At 62.1% G+C, this 17,607-nt stretch carries 19 protein-coding genes and 1 pseudogene; 15 read left to right on the forward strand and 5 right to left on the reverse strand.

Annotation, left to right across the window (positions count from 1 at the left end; all coding sequences use genetic code 11):
* Positions 1–191: 191 nt before the first annotated feature.
* The 3 genes from L858_RS0115165 to ligK are packed head-to-tail and all read right to left on the reverse strand — an operon-like array spanning position 192 to position 2,794.
* Entirely contained in the window at positions 192–1,073 is an 882-nt protein-coding gene (locus tag L858_RS0115165; protein ID WP_022684008.1) for an amidohydrolase family protein, read from the reverse strand.
* Between the two features lies 1 nt (position 1,074).
* The gene (locus L858_RS0115170; protein ID WP_022684009.1) at positions 1,075–2,127 is read right to left on the reverse strand and encodes a 4-oxalomesaconate tautomerase; all 1,053 of its coding nucleotides are present in this window, start codon (positions 2,125–2,127) and stop codon (positions 1,075–1,077) included.
* Positions 2,120–2,794: a 4-carboxy-4-hydroxy-2-oxoadipate aldolase/oxaloacetate decarboxylase gene (ligK, locus tag L858_RS0115175; protein ID WP_022684010.1), complete on the reverse strand. Its 675-nt coding sequence runs from the start codon at positions 2,792–2,794 to the stop codon at positions 2,120–2,122. The genes L858_RS0115170 and ligK overlap by 8 nt, the downstream gene beginning before the upstream one ends.
* Before the next feature lie 103 nt (positions 2,795–2,897).
* Here ligK and L858_RS0115180 point away from each other — a divergent pair, with 103 nt between their 5' ends.
* From L858_RS0115180 to L858_RS21025, 13 genes and pseudogenes are all read left to right on the forward strand, one after another.
* On the forward strand, positions 2,898–4,067 hold the full coding sequence (locus tag L858_RS0115180; protein ID WP_022684011.1) for a LysR family transcriptional regulator: 1,170 nt from the start codon (positions 2,898–2,900) through the stop codon (positions 4,065–4,067).
* Positions 4,068–4,131: 64 nt separating this feature from the next.
* Positions 4,132–5,013, forward strand: coding sequence for an NAD(P)-dependent oxidoreductase (locus tag L858_RS0115185; protein ID WP_022684012.1), 882 nt, complete (start codon positions 4,132–4,134; stop codon positions 5,011–5,013).
* Entirely contained in the window at positions 5,010–6,035 is a 1,026-nt protein-coding gene (locus L858_RS0115190) for an amidohydrolase family protein (RefSeq protein WP_022684013.1), read from the forward strand. The genes L858_RS0115185 and L858_RS0115190 overlap by 4 nt, the downstream gene beginning before the upstream one ends.
* Complete coding sequence (gene ligA / locus L858_RS0115195) at positions 6,032–6,436, forward strand: protocatechuate 4,5-dioxygenase subunit alpha (RefSeq protein WP_022684014.1); 405 nt, start codon at positions 6,032–6,034, stop codon at positions 6,434–6,436. Before L858_RS0115190 ends, ligA begins: the two co-directional genes overlap by 4 nt.
* A complete protein-coding gene (locus tag L858_RS0115200) occupies positions 6,436–7,281 on the forward strand; it encodes a class III extradiol dioxygenase subunit beta (RefSeq protein ID WP_022684015.1) in 846 nt (281 codons plus the stop codon). The genes ligA and L858_RS0115200 overlap by 1 nt, the downstream gene beginning before the upstream one ends.
* A gap of 21 nt (positions 7,282–7,302) precedes the next feature.
* Complete coding sequence (locus tag L858_RS0115205; protein ID WP_022684016.1) at positions 7,303–8,259, forward strand: Gfo/Idh/MocA family oxidoreductase; 957 nt, start codon at positions 7,303–7,305, stop codon at positions 8,257–8,259.
* On the forward strand, positions 8,250–9,242 hold the full coding sequence (locus tag L858_RS0115210; RefSeq protein WP_022684017.1) for an aldo/keto reductase: 993 nt from the start codon (positions 8,250–8,252) through the stop codon (positions 9,240–9,242). Before L858_RS0115205 ends, L858_RS0115210 begins: the two co-directional genes overlap by 10 nt.
* A gap of 102 nt (positions 9,243–9,344) precedes the next feature.
* Positions 9,345–10,433, forward strand: coding sequence for a pyruvate dehydrogenase (acetyl-transferring) E1 component subunit alpha (pdhA, locus tag L858_RS0115215; RefSeq protein ID WP_420801836.1), 1,089 nt, complete (start codon positions 9,345–9,347; stop codon positions 10,431–10,433).
* The gene (locus L858_RS0115220; RefSeq protein ID WP_022684019.1) at positions 10,433–11,818 is read left to right on the forward strand and encodes a pyruvate dehydrogenase complex E1 component subunit beta; all 1,386 of its coding nucleotides are present in this window, start codon (positions 10,433–10,435) and stop codon (positions 11,816–11,818) included. The genes pdhA and L858_RS0115220 overlap by 1 nt, the downstream gene beginning before the upstream one ends.
* An 18-nt stretch (positions 11,819–11,836) precedes the next feature.
* Positions 11,837–13,105 carry a pyruvate dehydrogenase complex dihydrolipoamide acetyltransferase gene (locus L858_RS0115225; protein ID WP_022684020.1) on the forward strand — a complete coding sequence of 423 codons (1,269 nt, stop codon included), beginning with the start codon at positions 11,837–11,839 and terminating at the stop codon, positions 13,103–13,105.
* Between the two features lie 29 nt (positions 13,106–13,134).
* Positions 13,135–13,952: pseudogene (locus L858_RS20260) on the forward strand (FAD-dependent oxidoreductase); the annotation flags it as partial.
* Between the two features lie 348 nt (positions 13,953–14,300).
* Positions 14,301–14,528, forward strand: a complete 228-nt coding sequence (locus L858_RS0115235) for a hypothetical protein (RefSeq protein WP_022684021.1) — start codon at positions 14,301–14,303, stop codon at positions 14,526–14,528.
* A gap of 100 nt (positions 14,529–14,628) precedes the next feature.
* Entirely contained in the window at positions 14,629–15,525 is an 897-nt protein-coding gene (locus L858_RS21025) for a lytic transglycosylase domain-containing protein (protein ID WP_022684022.1), read from the forward strand.
* Between the two features lie 6 nt (positions 15,526–15,531).
* Here L858_RS21025 and L858_RS0115245 read toward each other — a convergent pair whose 3' ends face one another.
* Together L858_RS0115245 and L858_RS20270 are read right to left on the reverse strand one after the other, a co-directional pair.
* Positions 15,532–16,047, reverse strand: coding sequence for a helix-turn-helix domain-containing protein (locus L858_RS0115245; protein ID WP_022684023.1), 516 nt, complete (start codon positions 16,045–16,047; stop codon positions 15,532–15,534).
* 135 nt (positions 16,048–16,182) lie between these two features.
* Complete coding sequence (locus L858_RS20270) at positions 16,183–16,605, reverse strand: hypothetical protein (protein WP_022684024.1); 423 nt, start codon at positions 16,603–16,605, stop codon at positions 16,183–16,185.
* A gap of 326 nt (positions 16,606–16,931) precedes the next feature.
* Here L858_RS20270 and L858_RS0115255 point away from each other — a divergent pair, with 326 nt between their 5' ends.
* Positions 16,932–17,252: a TrbC/VirB2 family protein gene (locus L858_RS0115255; RefSeq protein WP_022684025.1), complete on the forward strand. Its 321-nt coding sequence runs from the start codon at positions 16,932–16,934 to the stop codon at positions 17,250–17,252.
* Between the two features lie 63 nt (positions 17,253–17,315).
* Positions 17,316–17,606, forward strand: coding sequence for a type IV conjugative transfer system protein TraL (gene traL / locus L858_RS0115260; RefSeq protein ID WP_006960957.1), 291 nt, complete (start codon positions 17,316–17,318; stop codon positions 17,604–17,606).
* Position 17,607: the final 1 nt, after the last annotated feature.

The raw sequence follows: 17,607 nt of genomic DNA on the forward strand, positions 1-17,607 counted from the left end.
CTGACGTCGATGCCTACCGTGAATCTGTGTCCCTACAATGCACAGGGGCCAATTCGTTGATGACTTTGACGGGATCGGTCCGGGTAAGCAGCCGATGGAGTGCATTCACGCGATCGCGTTTGCATAGCTGAGGGCCTCAGGCTCCTTTGCCTATCCATTCATCTTTGTGAATGGCAAGACTTCGAGAAGCGTCAATCCGGCCAGTAGAGCCTCATCGGATTGTCCACCAGCAGGCGGCGCTGCAGATCAACCGTCGGGGCGATACGAGGGATGATGTCGACCAGCGCGCCATCGTCCGGGATGGCATCCTGCATGTTCGGATGCGGCCAGTCGGTGCCCCACAGCACCCGATCCGGATAATCCTCCACCAGAGGGCGGACGGCGCGCGCGAAGTCATTCCATGGTGGCCCGTTGGGATCAAGCCTGTCGGGGCATGTCACTTTCGTCCAGATATCCTCGCGACTGTCGAGCAGCCCGCGCAAGGCGAGCATATCGGGTCCCTCCGGTCCCGGCGCCACATTCGGCCGCCCCATATGGTCGACCACGATCAAGGTAGGGATCGCATCGAGGAAAGGGCGAAGCTCTTCAAGAATGTCCGCTTCGAAATAGATGACGACATGCCAGCCCAGCCCCTTAATGCGCTGCGCTACCTCCAGAAACCTGTCCTTTGGCGCGTCGTCGACGAGGCGCTTGAGGAAATTGAACCGCACGCCGCGAATGCCGCCTTCGTGCAGCCTTTCCAGCTCCGCGTCGGAAATCGCGGGATCGACCACGGCGACGCCGCGGGCCTTGCCCTCCGACCTGGCGATCGCGTTCAGCGTCGCGCTATTGTCGGTTCCGTGACAACTGGCCTGCACGATCACGTTGCGCGAAAAGCCCAAGCGGTCCCGTAGGGCAAACAGCATGTCCGGCCCGGCATCTCCAGGCAGATATTTCGCTTTCGCGCTGAACGGGAAATCGGCCATCGGTCCGAAGACATGGCAATGGGCGTCCACTGCGCCAGGCGGAGGGGTGTAGGCAGGTCTGGACGGGCTGGGGTGCCAGCTGATGATACGGTCCTGCGTGTCGCTCATATCAGAAAATCTCTCCGTCCATCAGTTTGCGCGCGGTGCGGAGCAGCGCGGCGGTCTTGACCTGTCCCGCTTCGTCCAAATCCATGACGCAGGTCATCTCGCCGGTGGGATGCTCGACCGAAAGGGTCTTGCGCTGCCCTTCGGGGATCGAGGCGACCTCGGCGGCGGGCGAGCCTTCGATCAGGCAAGCGGTGGCGACGCTGACCGCGCCCAGCACGCCGACCGACGCATGGGCGCGGTGCGGAATGAAGCTGCGCACGGTGACGGCGCCGCCCTCGCGCGGCGGGGCGACCAGCATCATCTTCGGCACCGACTTTTCCCGGACGTCGCCGAGGTTCATGCGCTCGCCCACGGCAAGGCGGATCGCCTCAATCCTCGCCTTGAGGTCGGCTGCATTGTCGAGTTCCTCCCGGCTTTCATAGCCAGTGGCGCCGACATCTTCGGCCTTCATCACCACGCAGGGCATGCCATTGTCGATCAGCGTGACGCACACGCCGTTCACCTCGTCAGAGGCGTTGCCGGTCGGCAGCAGCGCGCCGCAGGACGAACCGGCGGTGTCGCGGAATTCCAACGGCACCGGCGCATGGGTGCCCGGCACGCCGTCGATGCGCGCCTTGCCTGCATAGGTGACCTTGCCACCCGGCGTGCACACGGTCGCGACCGCGATCTGGCCGGTATTCTCCATGAAGATGGTGACCTTGGTTTCGCCGTCCTGCGCGGGGACGAGCCCGCGTTCGATCGCGAATGGGCCAATCCCGGCAAGGATGTTGCCGCAATTCTGCGCATCGGTGACGATCGCCTGGTCGACGAATACCTGCAGGAAGAGATAATCGACGTCGACGCCCTCGCGCGCCGATTTGCCGACCACTGCGACCTTGCTGGTCAGCGGATCGGCGCCGCCCATGCCGTCGATCTGCTGCGGATCAGGGGACCCCATGATCCGCAGCAGCAGCGCGTCGCGCGCGGCGGTCTCGGCGGGCAAATCTTCCTTCAGGAAATAGCCGCCCTTCGAGGTGCCGCCGCGCATCCACATGACGTGCGTGCCGTCAGACATATTTCAGCCCCATCTCGGCAAGGCGGCCGCGCATCTCGTATATGTCTAGACCGAGCTCGCCCGAGGCGAGCCGCTGACGTTTGGCCTCCTCATTGGCTTCGCGCGTCTGGGCCATTTTCAATACTGCGGCGGCATCGGCTCGCGGCACGACGCACACGCCGTCGTCGTCGGCGATGACGACGTCTCCGGGATTGACCAGAGCATTGGCGCAGACCACCGGGACGTTTACTGAACCCAGCGTCGCCTTGACCGTGCCCTGCGCATGAACCGCCTTTGACCAGACCGGGAAGTTCATCTGGGTGAGATCGCGCACGTCGCGCACGCCGGCGTCGATGATGAGGCCGCGGCAGCCCCGCGCCTGCGCCGAGGTCGCCAGCAGGTCGCCGAAATAGCCGTCGGTGCAGGGGCTGGTCGGCGCCAGCACGAGAACGTCCCCCGCCTGAAGCTGCTCGATCGCGACATGCACCATCCAGTTATCGCCCGGGGGCGCCGAGATGGTGACCGCGCTGCCCGCGATGCGCGCGCCTGCGTAAATGGGACGCATATGCGGCGCCATCAGCCCGGTGCGGCCCTGCGCCTCATGGACGGTCGCAACCCCGCACAGGGCCAGACCGTCAACCACGGATGCTTCCGCACGCTCGATCGACTGAACGACGATACCGGACAAGGTGTTTCTCCTTTGACAGAACAGTCGAAAGAATGACCCCATGGCGCGCCAAGCCGCAAATGGGTTCTATGCCTGTCTGATAAGAATTTGCTAAGTCACGTCCATGGAACGGTTCAACGTCAATCTCCGCCACCTGCGCGCTTTCCTTGCGATCATGGAGACGGGCAGCGTCACGGCCGCCGCACGCGCCGTCCATCTTACGCAGCCCGCCGTCACGCAGGGCATCGCAAAGCTCGAGCGGCGGTTCGAAGCGTCGCTGTTCGAGCGGCAACCTGGCCAGATGATACCCACGCCGGCGGCGGAGCTTCTGGCATATCGCGCCGCGCCGATCATGCGGCTCGTGGGACAAGCGCGGGCTACCGCAGCGCAGGTGTCCGCTTTCCTCGCGCTCGCGCGCGCCGGCGGCTACGCGGGCGCGGCCACGGCCATGGATTTGAGCGAGGCGTCGGTGCACCGTGCCGTCAGCGATCTTTCGCTTGCCTTAGGACAGACCCTCGTCGAGCGGCGGGGAAGGGGGGTAGTTCTCACGGCGCGGGGGTTTGCGCTTGCCCGTAACTTCCGGTTGGCGCTGGCGGAACTGCGTTCGGCCGACGTGGAATTGGCGGCTCTGCGGGGACAGGAGACCGGACGGATCACGATCGGGGCGATGCCACTGTCACGCGCCCGCGTCCTGCCCAGCGCGATCGCGGCCTTTCATCGCGTTAAGTCCGACATAGACGTGGTGGTTGTCGAGGGATCCTACGCTGAGCTTGCGGGGCCTCTGCATGACGGTGAGATCGACATGATGGTCGGCGCCGTCAGGCCGCGGGTTTCGGCGGACATCACGCAAACGGCCTTGTTCGACGATCCGCTTATTGTTCTTGCCGCAGCCCATCATCCGCTCGCAAGAGCAGCGGAAGCGCCAACTATCGCCGACCTGGCGCGCTTCCCCTGGATTGTCGCGGCCGCAGGCACGCCGCTGCGGAACCATTGGCGGTCGATATTCGAGACAGCGGGCGTAGAGCCCCCTCGCGTTCCCATCGAATGCGGATCCGTGATGATGGTGAGGCAGATTCTTATTGAAAGCGATTTCCTGACCTTGCTGTCTCCCGACCAGGTCAGCGTAGAACTCGAAGCAGGTTGGCTCGTGAAGATAGAGAGCGCGGCATCGCTCCCGTCACGCACCATCGGCCTTACGCTCCGCGCGGATTGGCGCCCCACGCCAGCCCAGGCCACGATGATCAACCTGATCGAGGGACAGGCCAGATTGCTAGGCGATCACGAGACTTCGTAAATTCTAATGAAACGAGAGCCAATCCGATTGGCCGCGCCGCTGGCGTCGGCACTAGAGTTGGCCCATGGATCAGCATGGCGTCACCGTCATTGGTTTTGGAGAAGCAGGCCGCAGCTTTGCGAAAGCTGGACTGTGGTTTGCCTCCGCGCGCGTCTTCGATGTGGCGACCGATGACCCGGTCCACGCGAACGACAAGCGCGTCGACTATGCGGTAGCGGGCATCAGGGGATGCAATACGCTGGCCGAGGCGGTCGCAGGCGCGAGGCTGGTGCTGTCTCTGGTCACGGCCGATCAGGCACTGGCCGCCGCACGCGCGGTCGCGCCGCTAATCGAGAGCGGCGCCATTTTCTGCGACATGAACAGTGTTGCGCCTGCTACCAAGCGGAGCGCTGCTGAGGCGGTCGAAGGCGCCGGCGGTCGTTATGTCGACGTAGCAATCATGTCTCCCGTCGAGCCGGGGAGGCTCGGCGCGCCGCTGCTGCTGAGTGGGGCGGCAGCGGATCAGGCGGCAACCGCCCTCGCAGGGCTTGGCTTCACCAACATCCGGGTGGTGGGCGAGGAGATCGGTCAGGCCTCCGCAATTAAGATGATCCGCTCGGTAATGGTCAAGGGTATCGAGGCGCTGACCGCCGAATGCGTTCTGGCGGCGGAGGAAGCCGGAGTCACCGCGGAAGTGCTCGGTTCGCTCGGCCCCGACTGGGAAACCAAGGCCGACTATAATCTCGACCGAATGATGATCCACGGCCTGCGCCGCGCCGCGGAGATGGAGGAGGTGGCCGCCACGCTGGATGCCTTGGGCACGGGCAGCGGAATGACCCAGGCAGCCATCGCGCTGCACCGGCGCATCGGCCTGCTCGACATTGTCATGCCGCCCGAGGGCCTGACGGCCAAGATCGACCGCATCGCAAGCGAGATGGACAAGGACGGAAAGGCAAATGCCGCATGACGCTGATTATCGACTGCCACGGCCATTACACGGTGCTTCCCAAGGGGCACGACGCCTGGCGCGAAGAACAGAAGGCCGCATTCAAGGCCGGAACGCCCTGTCCGCCCTATCCCGATATTTCCGACGATGAGATTCGCGAGACGATCGAGGCGAACCAGCTCCGCCTCATCAAGGAGCGTGGCGCGGACCTCACCATCTTCTCTCCCCGCGCCTCGGCCATGGCGCCGCATGTCGGCGACGAGGCAGTGGCGAAGGAATGGGCGATCCGCTGCAACGACCTGATCGCCCGCGTGGTCGGCCTGTTCCCCGAAACCTTCGTCGGCGTGTGCATGCTGCCGCAGAGCCCCAAGGCAGACATGGCCAACTCGATCGCCGAGCTGGAACGTTGCGTGACGGAGTTGGGCTTCATTGGCTGCAACCTGAACCCCGATCCGGGCGGCGGTCACTTCACCCATCCGCCGCTGACCGACCGCTACTGGTATCCGTTCTACGAGAAGATGGTGGAGCTGGACGTGCCGGCGATGATCCACGTCTCGGGAAGCTGCAACCCGGCGATGCACGCCACGGGCGGCTATTACATCGCGGCCGACACGGTGGCCTTCATGCAATTGCTGGAAGGGGACCTGTTCAAGGACTTCCCGACCCTGCGCCTCATCATCCCGCATGGCGGCGGCGCGGTGCCCTATCATTGGGGCCGCTACCGGGGCCTCGCCGACATGCTGAAGAAGCCGTCGCTCGACACCCATCTGATGAACAACATCTTCTTCGACACCTGCGTCTATCACCAGCCGGGCATCGACCTGATGGCGGACGTGATCGAGAACAAGAACATCCTGTTCGGCAGCGAGATGGTGGGTGCGGTGCGGGGAATCGACCCGACCACCGGCCATTACTTCGATGACACCAAGCGTTACATCGACGCGCTCGAGATCAACGAGGCGGAGCGCCACGCGATCTTCGAAGGCAATGCGCGCCGTGTTTTCCCGAGGCTCGACCGACAGTTGAAGGAGAGGGGGCTATGAGCACGGACATTCACACCTATCTCGCCGAGTTCGACGATATTCCCGGAACCCGGGTCTATACGGCCAAGCGCGCGCGCAAGGGTTACTGGATGAACCAGTTCGCGATGAGCCTGATGAAGGCGGAAAACCGGGAGCGCTGGAAGGTCGACGAACGCGCCTATCTGGACGAATGGCCGATGACCGAGGAGCAGCGCCAGGCGATTCTCGACCGCGACTATAATCGCATGCTCGACCTGGGCGCGAACATCTATTTCCTGGCCAAGGTCTTCTCGACGGACGGACTTTCCTTCGTCCAGGCGGTCAGCACCATGACCGGCATGAGCGTCGACGAGTATCAGGCAATGATGCTTGCAGGCGGCCGCTCGCCCGAAGGGGTCCGTTCCATAAAGGAGAAGCGCTGATGGCTCGTATCACCGCCGGGCTGACGACCAGCCATATTCCCGCCATCGGCGCGGCGATCGACAATGGCAAGGCCGCTGAGCCCTACTGGCAACCGGTGTTTGCCGGCTATGAGTGGTCGAAACAATGGATCGCGCGGGAAAAGCCCGATGTCGTGATCCTGGTCTACAACGATCACGCGAGCGCCTTCGACATGAAGATCATCCCGACCTTCGCCATCGGTTGCGCGGATCGCTTCGGGATTTGCGACGAGGGCTGGGGGCCGCGTCCGGTGCCGGATGTGGAAGGCCATGCCGACCTTGCCTGGCATATCGCGCAGAGCCTGATCCTCGACGAGTTCGACATGACGATCATCAATGAGATGGATGTCGATCATGGCTTGACTGTGCCTCTGAGCCTGCTGTTCGGCCAGCCTGAAGCATGGCCGGTGAAGGTCATTCCGCTCGCGGTGAACGTGGTCACCTATCCGCCGCCCTCCGGCAATCGCTGCTGGCTGCTGGGCGAAGCGATTGCCCGGGCGGTGGAAAGCTTCCCCGAGGATCTGAACGTGCAGGTCTGGGGCACGGGCGGCATGAGCCACCAGCTGCAGGGTCCGCGTGCGGGGCTCATCAACCCCGAATGGGACAATCGCTTCCTCGACCTAATGAGCGAGGATGACGGCGAAGCGCTACGCGCCATCTCGCATATCGAATACCTGCGCGAAACCGGGTCGGAAGGCATCGAAATGGTGATGTGGCTGATCATGCGGGGCGCGCTGGGGCGCAAGGTCCGGCCGTTGCACCGCCATTACCATGTTCCTGCTTCCAACACCGCGGTCGGGCATCTGGTACTCGAGCCCGCGGCCTGACCCCTGACAAGGAGACCTCTCATGCGCATTGCCATGGCCGGTGCCGGCGCCTTTGGTGAAAAGCACCTCGACGGCCTGAAGAATATCGACGGCGTCACCGTTACCTCGCTCGTCGGTCGTGAGCTCGCGCCAACCAGGGTGGTCGCCGAGAAATACGGCATCGGTCACGTCACGACGGATCTGGATGAAACTTTGGCTCGCGATGATGTCGACGCTGTCATCCTGGCCACGCCGACGCAGATGCACGCCGCGCAGGCCATTGCCTGCATGGAGGCGGGCAAGCATGTCGAGGTGGAGATTCCGCTGGCCGACAGTTGGGCCGATGCGCAAGCGGTGCTGGCGAAACAGAAGGAAACCGGCCTCGTTTGCATGGTCGGGCACACGCGCCGCTTCAACCCGTCGCATCAATATGTGCATAAGCGTATCAGGGCAGGGGAGCTGAACGTCCAGCAGATGGATGTTCAGACCTATTTCTTCCGCCGCACGAACATCAACGCCAAGGGCGAACCCCGCAGCTGGACGGACCATCTGCTGTGGCACCATGCCGCGCATACGGTCGACCTGTTCGCCTATCAGGCGGGAAAGATCGTCGAGGCCCATGCCATGCAGGGACCGGTCCACCCCGAACTGGGCATCGCCATGGACATGTCGATCCAGCTCAAGAGCGAGACGGGCGCGCTCTGCACCCTTTCGCTGAGTTTCAACAACGATGGGCCGCTTGGCACCTATTTTCGATATATCTGTGACAACGGCACCTACATCGCGCGATACGATGATCTGGTGAACGGCAGAGAGGAGGCGATCGACGTCTCGAATGTCGACGTCTCCATGAACGGGATTGAGCTGCAGGATCGCGAATTCATCGCAGCGATCCGCGAAGGGCGCGAGCCGAACAGCTCGGTCGGGCAGGTTTTTGATTGCTATCGTGTGCTCGGAGAACTCGCCGACAGCTTTGAAAAGCGAGACGGATGGTCGTGAAACGACCATTGGTGGGCCGGTCGATCTCGCCGATCGGCCTCGGCTGCATGAACCTTAGCTGGGCCTATGCGGCACCGCCAACACAGGAGGACTCCGCGCGGTTGCTCAATCGGGCGCTCGACCTTGGCTACGAGCATCTCGACACCGCGCGGCTTTACGCGAATGGCGGTAACGAGACGCTGCTTGGCGAGGCGCTGAAAGGACGGCGCGCGGAGTTCTTCCTCGCATCAAAGACCGGGCTATTCGCCGAAGGGACCAAACGCTGGGTCGATTGCAGCCCCGCAACGATCAGGCGCAGCTGCGAAGAAAGCCTGAAGGCGCTCCGGACCGACTTTATCGACCTCTACTACCTGCACCGTCGCGATTTCACCGTCCCAATCGAGGAATGGGCGGGCGCGATGGGTGAACTCGTTCGCGAGGGCAAGATCGGCGGTTACGGCCTCTCGGAGATGAGCGCCGAAACGCTCCGCACAGCCCACGCAGTGCATCCGGTGGCGGCCGTGCAGGTTGAATACTCGCTGTGGACCCGCAATCCTGAGATCGCCATGCTGTCCGCATCGCGCGAGCTTGGCGTTGCCCTCGTCGCTTTTTCACCGCTTGGGCGTGGCGTCTTCGCCAACGGCGTGCGCGATCCATCCACGCTCGGCGAGCACGATATCCGCCGCGGTCATCCGCGCTTCAGTGCCCAGAACTGGCCCATAAATCTCTCGCTGGCGGAAAGCTTCAATCTCGTCGCCGCCAGACAAGGGGTATCGCCAGCCCAGTTGGCGCTGGCGTGGGTCCTCTCGCGGGGAGAGCATGTTCACGCCATTCCCGGCACTTCCAAGCTGGAACATCTCGGGGAAAATATTGGGCGGCCGGGCTGGCGTCCCGATCAGGCCGTTCTCGACGAGCTGGACGGGCTGATCAACCAGCGGACGGTGGCAGGCCCTCGCTATCCAGACGCGATGCAAAAGACCATGGATTCGGAAGATTTCAATTAGATTTCGCTTCTCGAGGAAGGTCGTCGTTTTGCGGCAAGGCCATCGAACCGAGACGGTGTCCAATTGTCCGCCAATCCGCCTGCGAGCACCATAGGAGAAGAAATCCCTGTGTCTGAACTTCAGTCAACCGACGAAAAACCTGCACGACGCCGATCTCGCAAGAATTTCCTCCCGTCGCCCTCGTCGTCCAACCAGGAAGATCTCCCGCCTGTTGCACGCTACCAGGCAAGCAAAGAGGAAATGATCGATCTTTATCGTCAGATGATCCTCATCCGGCGCTTCGAGGAAAGAGCCGGCCAGCTTTACGGCCTCGGCCTCATCGGCGGCTTCTGCCATCTCTATATCGGACAGGAAGCGGTGGCGGTTGGCCTCCAGTCGGCGATGACGGTGGGCAAGGACAGCGTCATCACCGGCTATCGCGATCATGGCCACATGCTCGCTTACGGCATCGACCCGAAGGTGATCATGGCCGAATTGACCGGTCGTGCCGCCGGCATCTCGCGCGGCAAGGGTGGCTCGATGCACATGTTCTCGGTCGAGCATGGCTTCTACGGCGGCCATGGCATAGTCGGCGCGCAGGTCAGTCTCGGCACCGGTTTGGCGTTCAAGCACAAATATACCGGGGATGGCGGAGTCTGCCTGGCCTATTTTGGCGACGGCGCGGCCAACCAGGGCCAGGTGTACGAGAGCTTCAACATGGCCGAGCTATGGAAGCTGCCGATCATCTTCGTGATCGAGAACAACCAGTACGCCATGGGCACCAGCGTCAACCGCGCCTCAGCTGAGGACCAGTTGTATCGCCGGGGCGAGAGCTTCCGCATCCCCGGGATGCAAGTCGACGGCATGGACGTGCTCGCGGTGCACGGCGCTGCCAAGGTGGCGCTTGAACGAGTGCGGGGAGGCAAGGGGCCGGTGCTCCTGGAACTGAAGACTTACCGCTATCGCGGCCATTCCATGTCTGATCCCGCCAAATACCGCTCGCGCGAGGAGGTGCAGGCGGTGCGCGAAAAGTCCGACCCCATTGAGCTTCTCAAGAAAGAGTTGGAGGCGGCCGGCGTTTCCGAGGACGAACTGAAGACGCTGGAGAAGGACATTCGCCGGATCGTGCAGGACGCTGCCGATTTCGCCGAGCAGGCGCCGGAGCCGGAGCTTTTCGAACTATATACCGACGTGCTGGTGGAACAGTATTGATGGCGATTGAACTGAAGATGCCCGCGCTTTCTCCCACCATGGAGGAAGGCACGCTCACCAAGTGGCTGGTCACGGAAGGCGACGTGGTTAAATCCGGCGACATCCTGGCCGAGATCGAGACCGACAAGGCGACGATGGAGTTCGAGGCGGTCGACGAAGGCACGGTCGCGAAGATCGTCGTCGCTGAGGGCACCGACGGGGTGAAGGTGGGCGAGGTAATCGCGCTGATCGCCGGCGAGGGCGCAGAAGAAGGCGCGGAAACTGCTTCGGCCGACGAGGAGAAGCGAGACGTACCCAAACCCGAATCCGCGGGAACCCAAAGAGCGGAGAACCGCGGCCAGCAGCTTGTGGTGTCGCCGACGCAGGCGACCGTCGCCGATCCGGACATCCCCGCGGGCACCGAGATGGTCAAGACCACCGTGCGCGAGGCGCTGCGCGACGCGATGGCCGAGGAGATGCGGGCCGACGACCGCGTTTTCGTGATGGGCGAGGAAGTGGCGCAATATCAGGGTGCCTACAAGGTGACGCAGGGCCTGTTGGACGAGTTCGGCGACCGGCGCGTCATCGACACGCCGATCACGGAATACGGCTTTGCCGGCGTCGGCACCGGCGCGGCGATGGGCGGCCTACGCCCCATCGTGGAGTTCATGACCTTCAACTTCGCCATGCAGGCGATCGACCACATCATAAATTCGGCTGCCAAGACCAACTACATGTCGGGCGGCCAGATGCGCTGCCCCATCGTGTTTCGCGGCCCCAATGGCGCGGCGAGCCGCGTCGGTGCGCAGCACAGCCAGAACTATGCCCCTTGGTACGCTAATGTGCCTGGATTGATCGTCATCGCACCCTATGACGCGGCTGACGCCAAGGGGCTTCTCAAGGCTGCGATCCGGTCCGAGGATCCAGTGGTTTTCCTCGAGAACGAACTGACATACGGCCGGGTCTTCGACGTGCCGAAGCTGGAGGACTGGGTCCTGCCGATCGGCAAGGCGCGGATCGTCCGAAAGGGCAGGGACGTGACGCTCGTATCCTACTCTATAGGGGTGGGGATCGCTCTGGAGGCCGCCGAGACGCTAGCGAGCGATGGGATCGAGGCGGAAGTCATCGACCTGCGCACGCTGCGTCCGCTCGACAAGGCAACTGTGCTGGAAAGCCTAAAAAAGACCAACCGCATGGTGGTGGTCGAGGAAGGCTGGCCGGTGTGCTCGATCGCGTCCGAGATTTCCGCGATCGCTATGGAGGACGGGTTCGATGATCTCGATGCACCCGTGCAGCGCGTGACCAACGAGGATGTGCCGCTGCCTTATGCCGCAAACCTGGAAAAGGCAGCACTCCTCAAGGCTGGGGATGTCATCGAGGCGGTGAAAAAAGTCTGTTACCGTTGAAGATTCCGGAGTTCCCAAATGCCGATCGATATCAAGATGCCCGCGCTCTCTCCCACCATGGAGCAAGGCACTCTGGCCAAGTGGCTGGTCAAGGAAGGCGATACGGTCTCGGCAGGCGATATCCTGGCGGAAATCGAAACCGACAAGGCGACAATGGAATTCGAAGCGGTGGACGAGGGCACGATCCTGTCCATCGCCATTCCCGAAGGCAGCGAAGACGTGAAGGTCGGCACGGTGATCGCCACGCTGGGGGAAGAAGGCGAGGAAGCCGCTGCTCCGGCACCGAAAGCCAAGGAAAAGCCAGCCCCCAAGGAAACGAAAGCCGAGGCGCAATCCGAACCCGCTCCTGCCCCAACGCCCGCACCCGCTTCGAAAGCCGCAGCCGCACCGGCGCAGAAAGGCGACCGGATCGTCGCCTCGCCGCTCGCGCGGCGCATCGCCGAGCAGAAAGGCGTCGATCTTGCGGCAGTGAAGGGCAGCGGCCCCAATGGCCGGATCGTGAAGGCCGACGTCGAAGCGACGAGGCCGGGCGCTCCTGCCGCCGAAGCGCAGGCCGTTTCCAGGCCGCTGACCGAAGCTGTGCCCGATTTCGGCATTCCGTTTGAGGATGTGAAGCTGTCCAGCATGCGCAAGGTGATTGCGCGCCGTCTGACCGAATCGAAGCAGCAGGTGCCGCACATCTACCTGACCGTGGACGTGCGTCTCGATGCACTACTCAAACTGCGTGCGGAACTCAACGACGCCTTGACGTCGCGCGGGGTCAAGCTTTCGGTCAACGATATGCTGATCAAGGCGTTGGGCTTGGCCCTGATGCAGGTTCCGGCCTGCAACGTGTCCTTCGCGGGCGATGTCATGCGCCAGTACAAGCGCGCGGATATTTCGGTGGCCGTCAGCATTCCCGGCGGGCTCATCACCCCGATCGTCACCGATCCCTCGGCCAAGGGGCTGGCCCAGATATCGGCCGAGATCGGCGATCTCGCCGCCCGGGCCAAGGACGGAAAGCTGCAACCGCACGAATATCAGGGCGGAACCGCCAGCCTTTCCAATATGGGCATGATGGGGATCAAGCAGTTCGAAGCGGTGATCAACCCGCCGCAGGGCATGATCATGGCCATCGGTGCGGGCGAGAAGCGGCCCTGGGTGTTGGAGGATGGCCAGCTCGGTGTCGCCACCGTCATGTCCGTCACCGGCAGCTTCGACCATCGCGCCATCGATGGTGCGGATGGCGCCCAGCTCATGACCGCTTTCCGCGAGCTGGTGGAAAAGCCCCTGGGTCTGTTGGCCTGAGCCCCGAATACGATCAATCGGAGGGTTCAATGTCCGAAAGCTACGACGTCATCGTTCTCGGTTCCGGCCCCGGCGGCTATGTGGCGGCGATCCGGGCGAGCCAGCTCGGTCTCAAAGCCGCGATCGTGGAGCGGGAGCTGCTGGGCGGTATCTGCCTCAACTGGGGCTGCATCCCCACCAAGGCGCTGCTGCGTTCGGCGGAGATCTTCCATTACATGCAACATGCCAAGGATTACGGGCTGGCGGCGGAGAAGATCAGCGCAGATCTCGATGCGGTGGTGAAGCGCAGCCGGGGCGTGGCGAAGCAGCTCAACCAGGGCATCACACATCTGATGAAGAAGAACAAGATCGCGGTGCATATCGGCGAAGGGACGCTGAAAACCGCCACCACGCTGGAAGTGAAGGGCGAGAAGGGCACGGAAACCCTCAGCGCGAAGCACATTATCGTCGCCACCGGCGTGCGGGCGCGTGACCTGCTGTTCGCCCCGGCGGATGGCAAGCGGGTGTGGACCTATCGCCATGCGATGGTCCCACCGGAAATGCCGACCAAGCTGCTGGTGATCGGCTCGGGCGCGATCGGCATCGAATTCGCCAGCTTCTACAACGATATGGGCGCCGAAGTTACCGTGGTCGAGTGCTCGACCGGATCGTGCCGGTGGAGGATGTGTCTGCCTTCCTCGAAAAGGCGCTTACCAAGCAGGGCATCGCGATCCAGACGGGTGCCGGCGTGGAAGAGCTCAAGGCCGGCGCCCAGGGCGTCAGCGCGAAGATCAAGGGGAAGGACGGCAAGGTCGCGGCGAGCGAATACAGCCATGTCATCGTCGCCATCGGTATCCAGCCCAAATCAAGCTCGCGAGCAGATGCTATCGCACCTATCCCATAGTGCCAAGCATCTGCTCCGCCACTGATAGATGCCCGCTCCGCCTTAGCGAATTGAATGAAGCCGAGCATAGTAAGTTTTCAAACGTACACGAAAATACGCGAATTGCGAAATTCAGACCTACGATAGCTTGAGGGTGCGCACGGGGATCAGACCATTAGATTACTGTGTCAAAGCCAGTCGGGTGAGCATGCGCGCTGATAGCAGTAGAAACCCGTGGCCAGGATTGGGTGAACCCATGATTGGCGATGTAGCCAAGACAGGTGCGGCTTCCGAGACCTCGGATGACACCTTTCTTTATGGCGTAGCTCGCAGATGAGCCACATCCTCTTGTTCATCTCCCGTCAGGAGCGCGAGTATCTTTCGCTTCATGATAGCGACAGTGCGGCGCTGGAGGCGCTCGTTCGCTATGTCGACGACCATTGGGCGGAGGCGGATCTCCCCGAGGATGCCGCCGATTCTGACCCTCTCATCCGTGTCGAAGCCTGGGTTGGTGCCACCCAGGCGCTCTATTTCATCGCCGAAGCCTCTATTGGCGGATAACCACTCGGTCCCCAGATAGCCCGCGATGCCCTGGGGTTGACAGTCTTGCCGTGAGCACGAGCATTGTCTCTGGCACGCCGACGAAACAGGGTTCTCCCATATGATGAAACATATAATCCCGGCGGTGATAGCCGCGCTTGCGCTTCCCGCTCCCGCGCTCGCCAGCGGCGGATCAACGCGTATCGTTGAGATCGTCCGCATGGGTCCGAGCGCGGCCGACGAAATGCAGGAACAGGAAGAAAATTCACAGCAGACTACCGCTGCAGGCGGTTTTCACCTGCTCGATCTCACGAGGACGCGGACCAGTGATGCCATGCTGGCAAGCTTCGGCGCGTTGGCTGTGGAGGGTGGAGACGTGATACGGCGGGATGCACTCGCCCCTTTTTCCGATATCGCAGTACCAGCATGGATGAGGCCGCCCCTGCTTTCCATGTGGCCGGAAGAGGGGCGCTATATCCCGTCGGACTGCATAACCGTTCCATACCGCCCAGTGGGCTTCCTAGCACACGACATCGAGGATCGTCGTCGCGCCGCTTACACAGCGATGAGTGCGGCGGCTTGTGATGCTGGGATTCCCGTCGGCCTTTTCGATGCATTGGTCCTGACCGAAAGCGCCTACAATCCGAGAGCAATCTCCTCAAAGCAAGCTTATGGACTTACACAACTCATGCCAGGAACAGCAGGGGATCTTGGTGTCGACCGCTATGATCCGGTCCAGAACCTGCGCGGCGGTGCGCGTTATCTTCGCGCGCAGCTCGACCGGTTCGGCAAGGTGCATCTTGCGCTTGCTGCCTATAATGCGGGACCAGGACGTGTAAAGGGCGGACAAATCCCACCGATCGCCGAGACGAAAGCCTATGTCCGCAACGTCCTGGACAAGTGGGCTCGTCTGGCTGGCCGCCATCAGGTTCTTGCGATTGGCGACTTCGCTGGCTCCCCGGCGGTCTCAATTGTGCCAACCAGGCCAGCGCGAGTGGCCTCACTACAGATCTTCTAGCATTCGTCAGATTTCGCGATCCCATCCGATCGCGCGCTCGGCTGCAATCCGTGTGATTTCGCTTACCAATCTCCTGACCACAGCACGCTGCAGTCCGGCCGCCCATTCCGGGCGGACATCGGAGCCATCAATGTGGTCAAACTCTTCAAGCGCGGCAAGGAGCTCAACTGGGAGATAGCGGAACACCACTCGCAACAAGGCGATTACCGAGCGATGGCGCGGCGCATCGAGCACGTCGATATCGTTGAAAGCCTCCACGCAGATGACAGCTTCAAACACGTCAATGTCGAGTGCGGCGAATAGCGCCTTCAGTTCGTCGAAGGTTATGGACGGGCGGCGCGCCGGATCGCTGTGCAGAAGCAGTCCGAGCCTTGATTTCCCGATACCTGTTCGGCGCTCAAGCGTGCGCAAGCTGACCCGATGAACACGCATCATGCGAAGGATCAGTTCAACATATCCATTCCGACCGTCGGCCGTTCTCGTGTCGATCGCTGTGTGATCCGGGTCGTCCGTTGAGGACATGCGTGGTCCCCTCGCCGCGCCGTCAGAACTTCCTAACAAAATCATAAATTGCTGATTCTCGCAAGGTGCAGCGGGCTTTCGCAACGACACCAGTTACGGCCGTTGGCATTGCGATTCACGTTCGGCGAAGGGCAATCATTTTTTGGGCGACTCAGAACGGCCCGAGTCGCCAAGGCCGATTTTTGGAAGAACGCGCGTTGCACTCTGTTTGACCAAGTAGTCGCAAATCAAGAGCGCGATCGCGTCGCTGATGGTCAAATTGCCACCGATTTCGCGGGAGAGATGTTTCTTGATTTCCACCAGCGAATCCGCGCTGGTCCGAGAGATATTGAGATGGATGCGAACGTTTCCGCGGGTGGGCAGATCATCGAGGTATTGGCGCAATTGCTCGGGATCGAGACTATCGGTTATCGCTGGGTTGTTGATACGCTTCGTCAGGAGCTGGGCGAGCGTCTGGTAGCGAAGCGTTTCATTCGAATGCAGCCTTATGCTCTCGGTGGTGAGCTTGAAAAGCTCCGCCGATATATTGAGCGCATAGCTGCGAGAACGGCCCGGCATCGTCAGCTTCCCTCCGAAATGGACGCTTCCGTCACGGAGTTGGCCGAGCGATCGGCCGTCCCGGCGAAGCGACTCATATTAGAGTAGATTACCCGATTCGCCGGTGTCCCTAAATCCCGGACAGCTTGTCCCAAAAAGCTCACCGATCTGTCCCGCTCACACTTACCCCATGTCCGGTATATCGGGACAGTATTAACGATTCATCGCAAAATCGGAAGAAAGTCCGCTTCTCCGGCAACCGATGCTGTCGTCGGTGCACGATCCTCGCAAGTCTTCATGGAGGGCGCGGCGAACATGCCTCTCCCAATGCCTCGAAAGGGATCGATATGACCGAGACCGCAATCAAGAAATCAGGCCACGCCGAGTTCGTCCTGCTGGTGCTCGCGCTGGTGCTCTTCACGTTCTTCTGGGCGAGCACCGCCTATGCAGGTGCCGACACGACCTTCAACACGGCTCTGACCAAGTTCACCGACTTCCTCGAAGGCTCGGGCGGCAAGATCATCACCGTGCTTTCGCTTGCCGGCGGCATCGTTGGCCTGGCTTCCGGGCGCTTCAGCCTCGGCCAGGTGGCTATCCCGGTCGGCGTGGGCGTCGGTGCCGGCACCGGTATTCCGATCGTCACCTCCACGGTCACCGCAACGATCTGATCAACTGACAGCCGTTGCCGGTCGCCGTCAGCCGCGGCGCGCCGGTCAACAGGGGGGTGGTGTATGGCGGCCGACACTTACGTCATTCCGGCGCATCTGGATGATCCCGAATTGATCGGGCTCTGGACGCTGGACGAGTTCCTCGCGATGGTCATTCCCTTCGCGTGGGGCGTCCTGACCCAGCATATCCTTATCGGTCTATTTCTGGCGTTTGCTGGCTGGTGGGGGTTGAGAAAGGCGAAGTCCGGACGCGCGGCCTCCTGGCTGATCCATCTGGCTTACTGGTATTTGCCGGCAGGCTTCCTGGGTCTCCGGGCGACACCACCCTCCTACCTTCGGCTGATGGCGGGCTGAC

It is taken from the genome of Sphingobium bisphenolivorans (genome assembly GCF_000412635.1).
In the GTDB taxonomy this organism is placed as follows: domain Bacteria; phylum Pseudomonadota; class Alphaproteobacteria; order Sphingomonadales; family Sphingomonadaceae; genus Sphingobium; species Sphingobium bisphenolivorans.

What these genes read in the sequence shown, in the direction of transcription:
- L858_RS0115165 (WP_022684008.1), bottom strand. Translation starts at nt 1,073, where the DNA reads ATGAGCGACACGCAGGACCGTATCATCAGCTGGCACCCCAGCCCGTCC.
- L858_RS0115170 (WP_022684009.1), bottom strand. Translation starts at nt 2,127, where the DNA reads ATGTCTGACGGCACGCACGTCATGTGGATGCGCGGCGGCACCTCGAAG.
- L858_RS0115180 (WP_022684011.1), top strand. Translation starts at nt 2,898, where the DNA reads ATGGAACGGTTCAACGTCAATCTCCGCCACCTGCGCGCTTTCCTTGCG.
- L858_RS0115185 (WP_022684012.1), top strand. Translation starts at nt 4,132, where the DNA reads ATGGATCAGCATGGCGTCACCGTCATTGGTTTTGGAGAAGCAGGCCGC.
- L858_RS0115190 (WP_022684013.1), top strand. Translation starts at nt 5,010, where the DNA reads ATGACGCTGATTATCGACTGCCACGGCCATTACACGGTGCTTCCCAAG.
- ligA (WP_022684014.1), top strand. Translation starts at nt 6,032, where the DNA reads ATGAGCACGGACATTCACACCTATCTCGCCGAGTTCGACGATATTCCC.
- L858_RS0115200 (WP_022684015.1), top strand. Translation starts at nt 6,436, where the DNA reads ATGGCTCGTATCACCGCCGGGCTGACGACCAGCCATATTCCCGCCATC.
- L858_RS0115205 (WP_022684016.1), top strand. Translation starts at nt 7,303, where the DNA reads ATGCGCATTGCCATGGCCGGTGCCGGCGCCTTTGGTGAAAAGCACCTC.
- L858_RS0115210 (WP_022684017.1), top strand. Translation starts at nt 8,250, where the DNA reads ATGGTCGTGAAACGACCATTGGTGGGCCGGTCGATCTCGCCGATCGGC.
- L858_RS0115220 (WP_022684019.1), top strand. Translation starts at nt 10,433, where the DNA reads ATGGCGATTGAACTGAAGATGCCCGCGCTTTCTCCCACCATGGAGGAA.
- L858_RS0115225 (WP_022684020.1), top strand. Translation starts at nt 11,837, where the DNA reads ATGCCGATCGATATCAAGATGCCCGCGCTCTCTCCCACCATGGAGCAA.
- L858_RS0115235 (WP_022684021.1), top strand. Translation starts at nt 14,301, where the DNA reads ATGAGCCACATCCTCTTGTTCATCTCCCGTCAGGAGCGCGAGTATCTT.
- L858_RS21025 (WP_022684022.1), top strand. Translation starts at nt 14,629, where the DNA reads ATGATGAAACATATAATCCCGGCGGTGATAGCCGCGCTTGCGCTTCCC.
- L858_RS0115245 (WP_022684023.1), bottom strand. Translation starts at nt 16,047, where the DNA reads ATGTCCTCAACGGACGACCCGGATCACACAGCGATCGACACGAGAACG.
- L858_RS20270 (WP_022684024.1), bottom strand. Translation starts at nt 16,605, where the DNA reads ATGCCGGGCCGTTCTCGCAGCTATGCGCTCAATATATCGGCGGAGCTT.
- L858_RS0115255 (WP_022684025.1), top strand. Translation starts at nt 16,932, where the DNA reads ATGACCGAGACCGCAATCAAGAAATCAGGCCACGCCGAGTTCGTCCTG.
- traL (WP_006960957.1), top strand. Translation starts at nt 17,316, where the DNA reads ATGGCGGCCGACACTTACGTCATTCCGGCGCATCTGGATGATCCCGAA.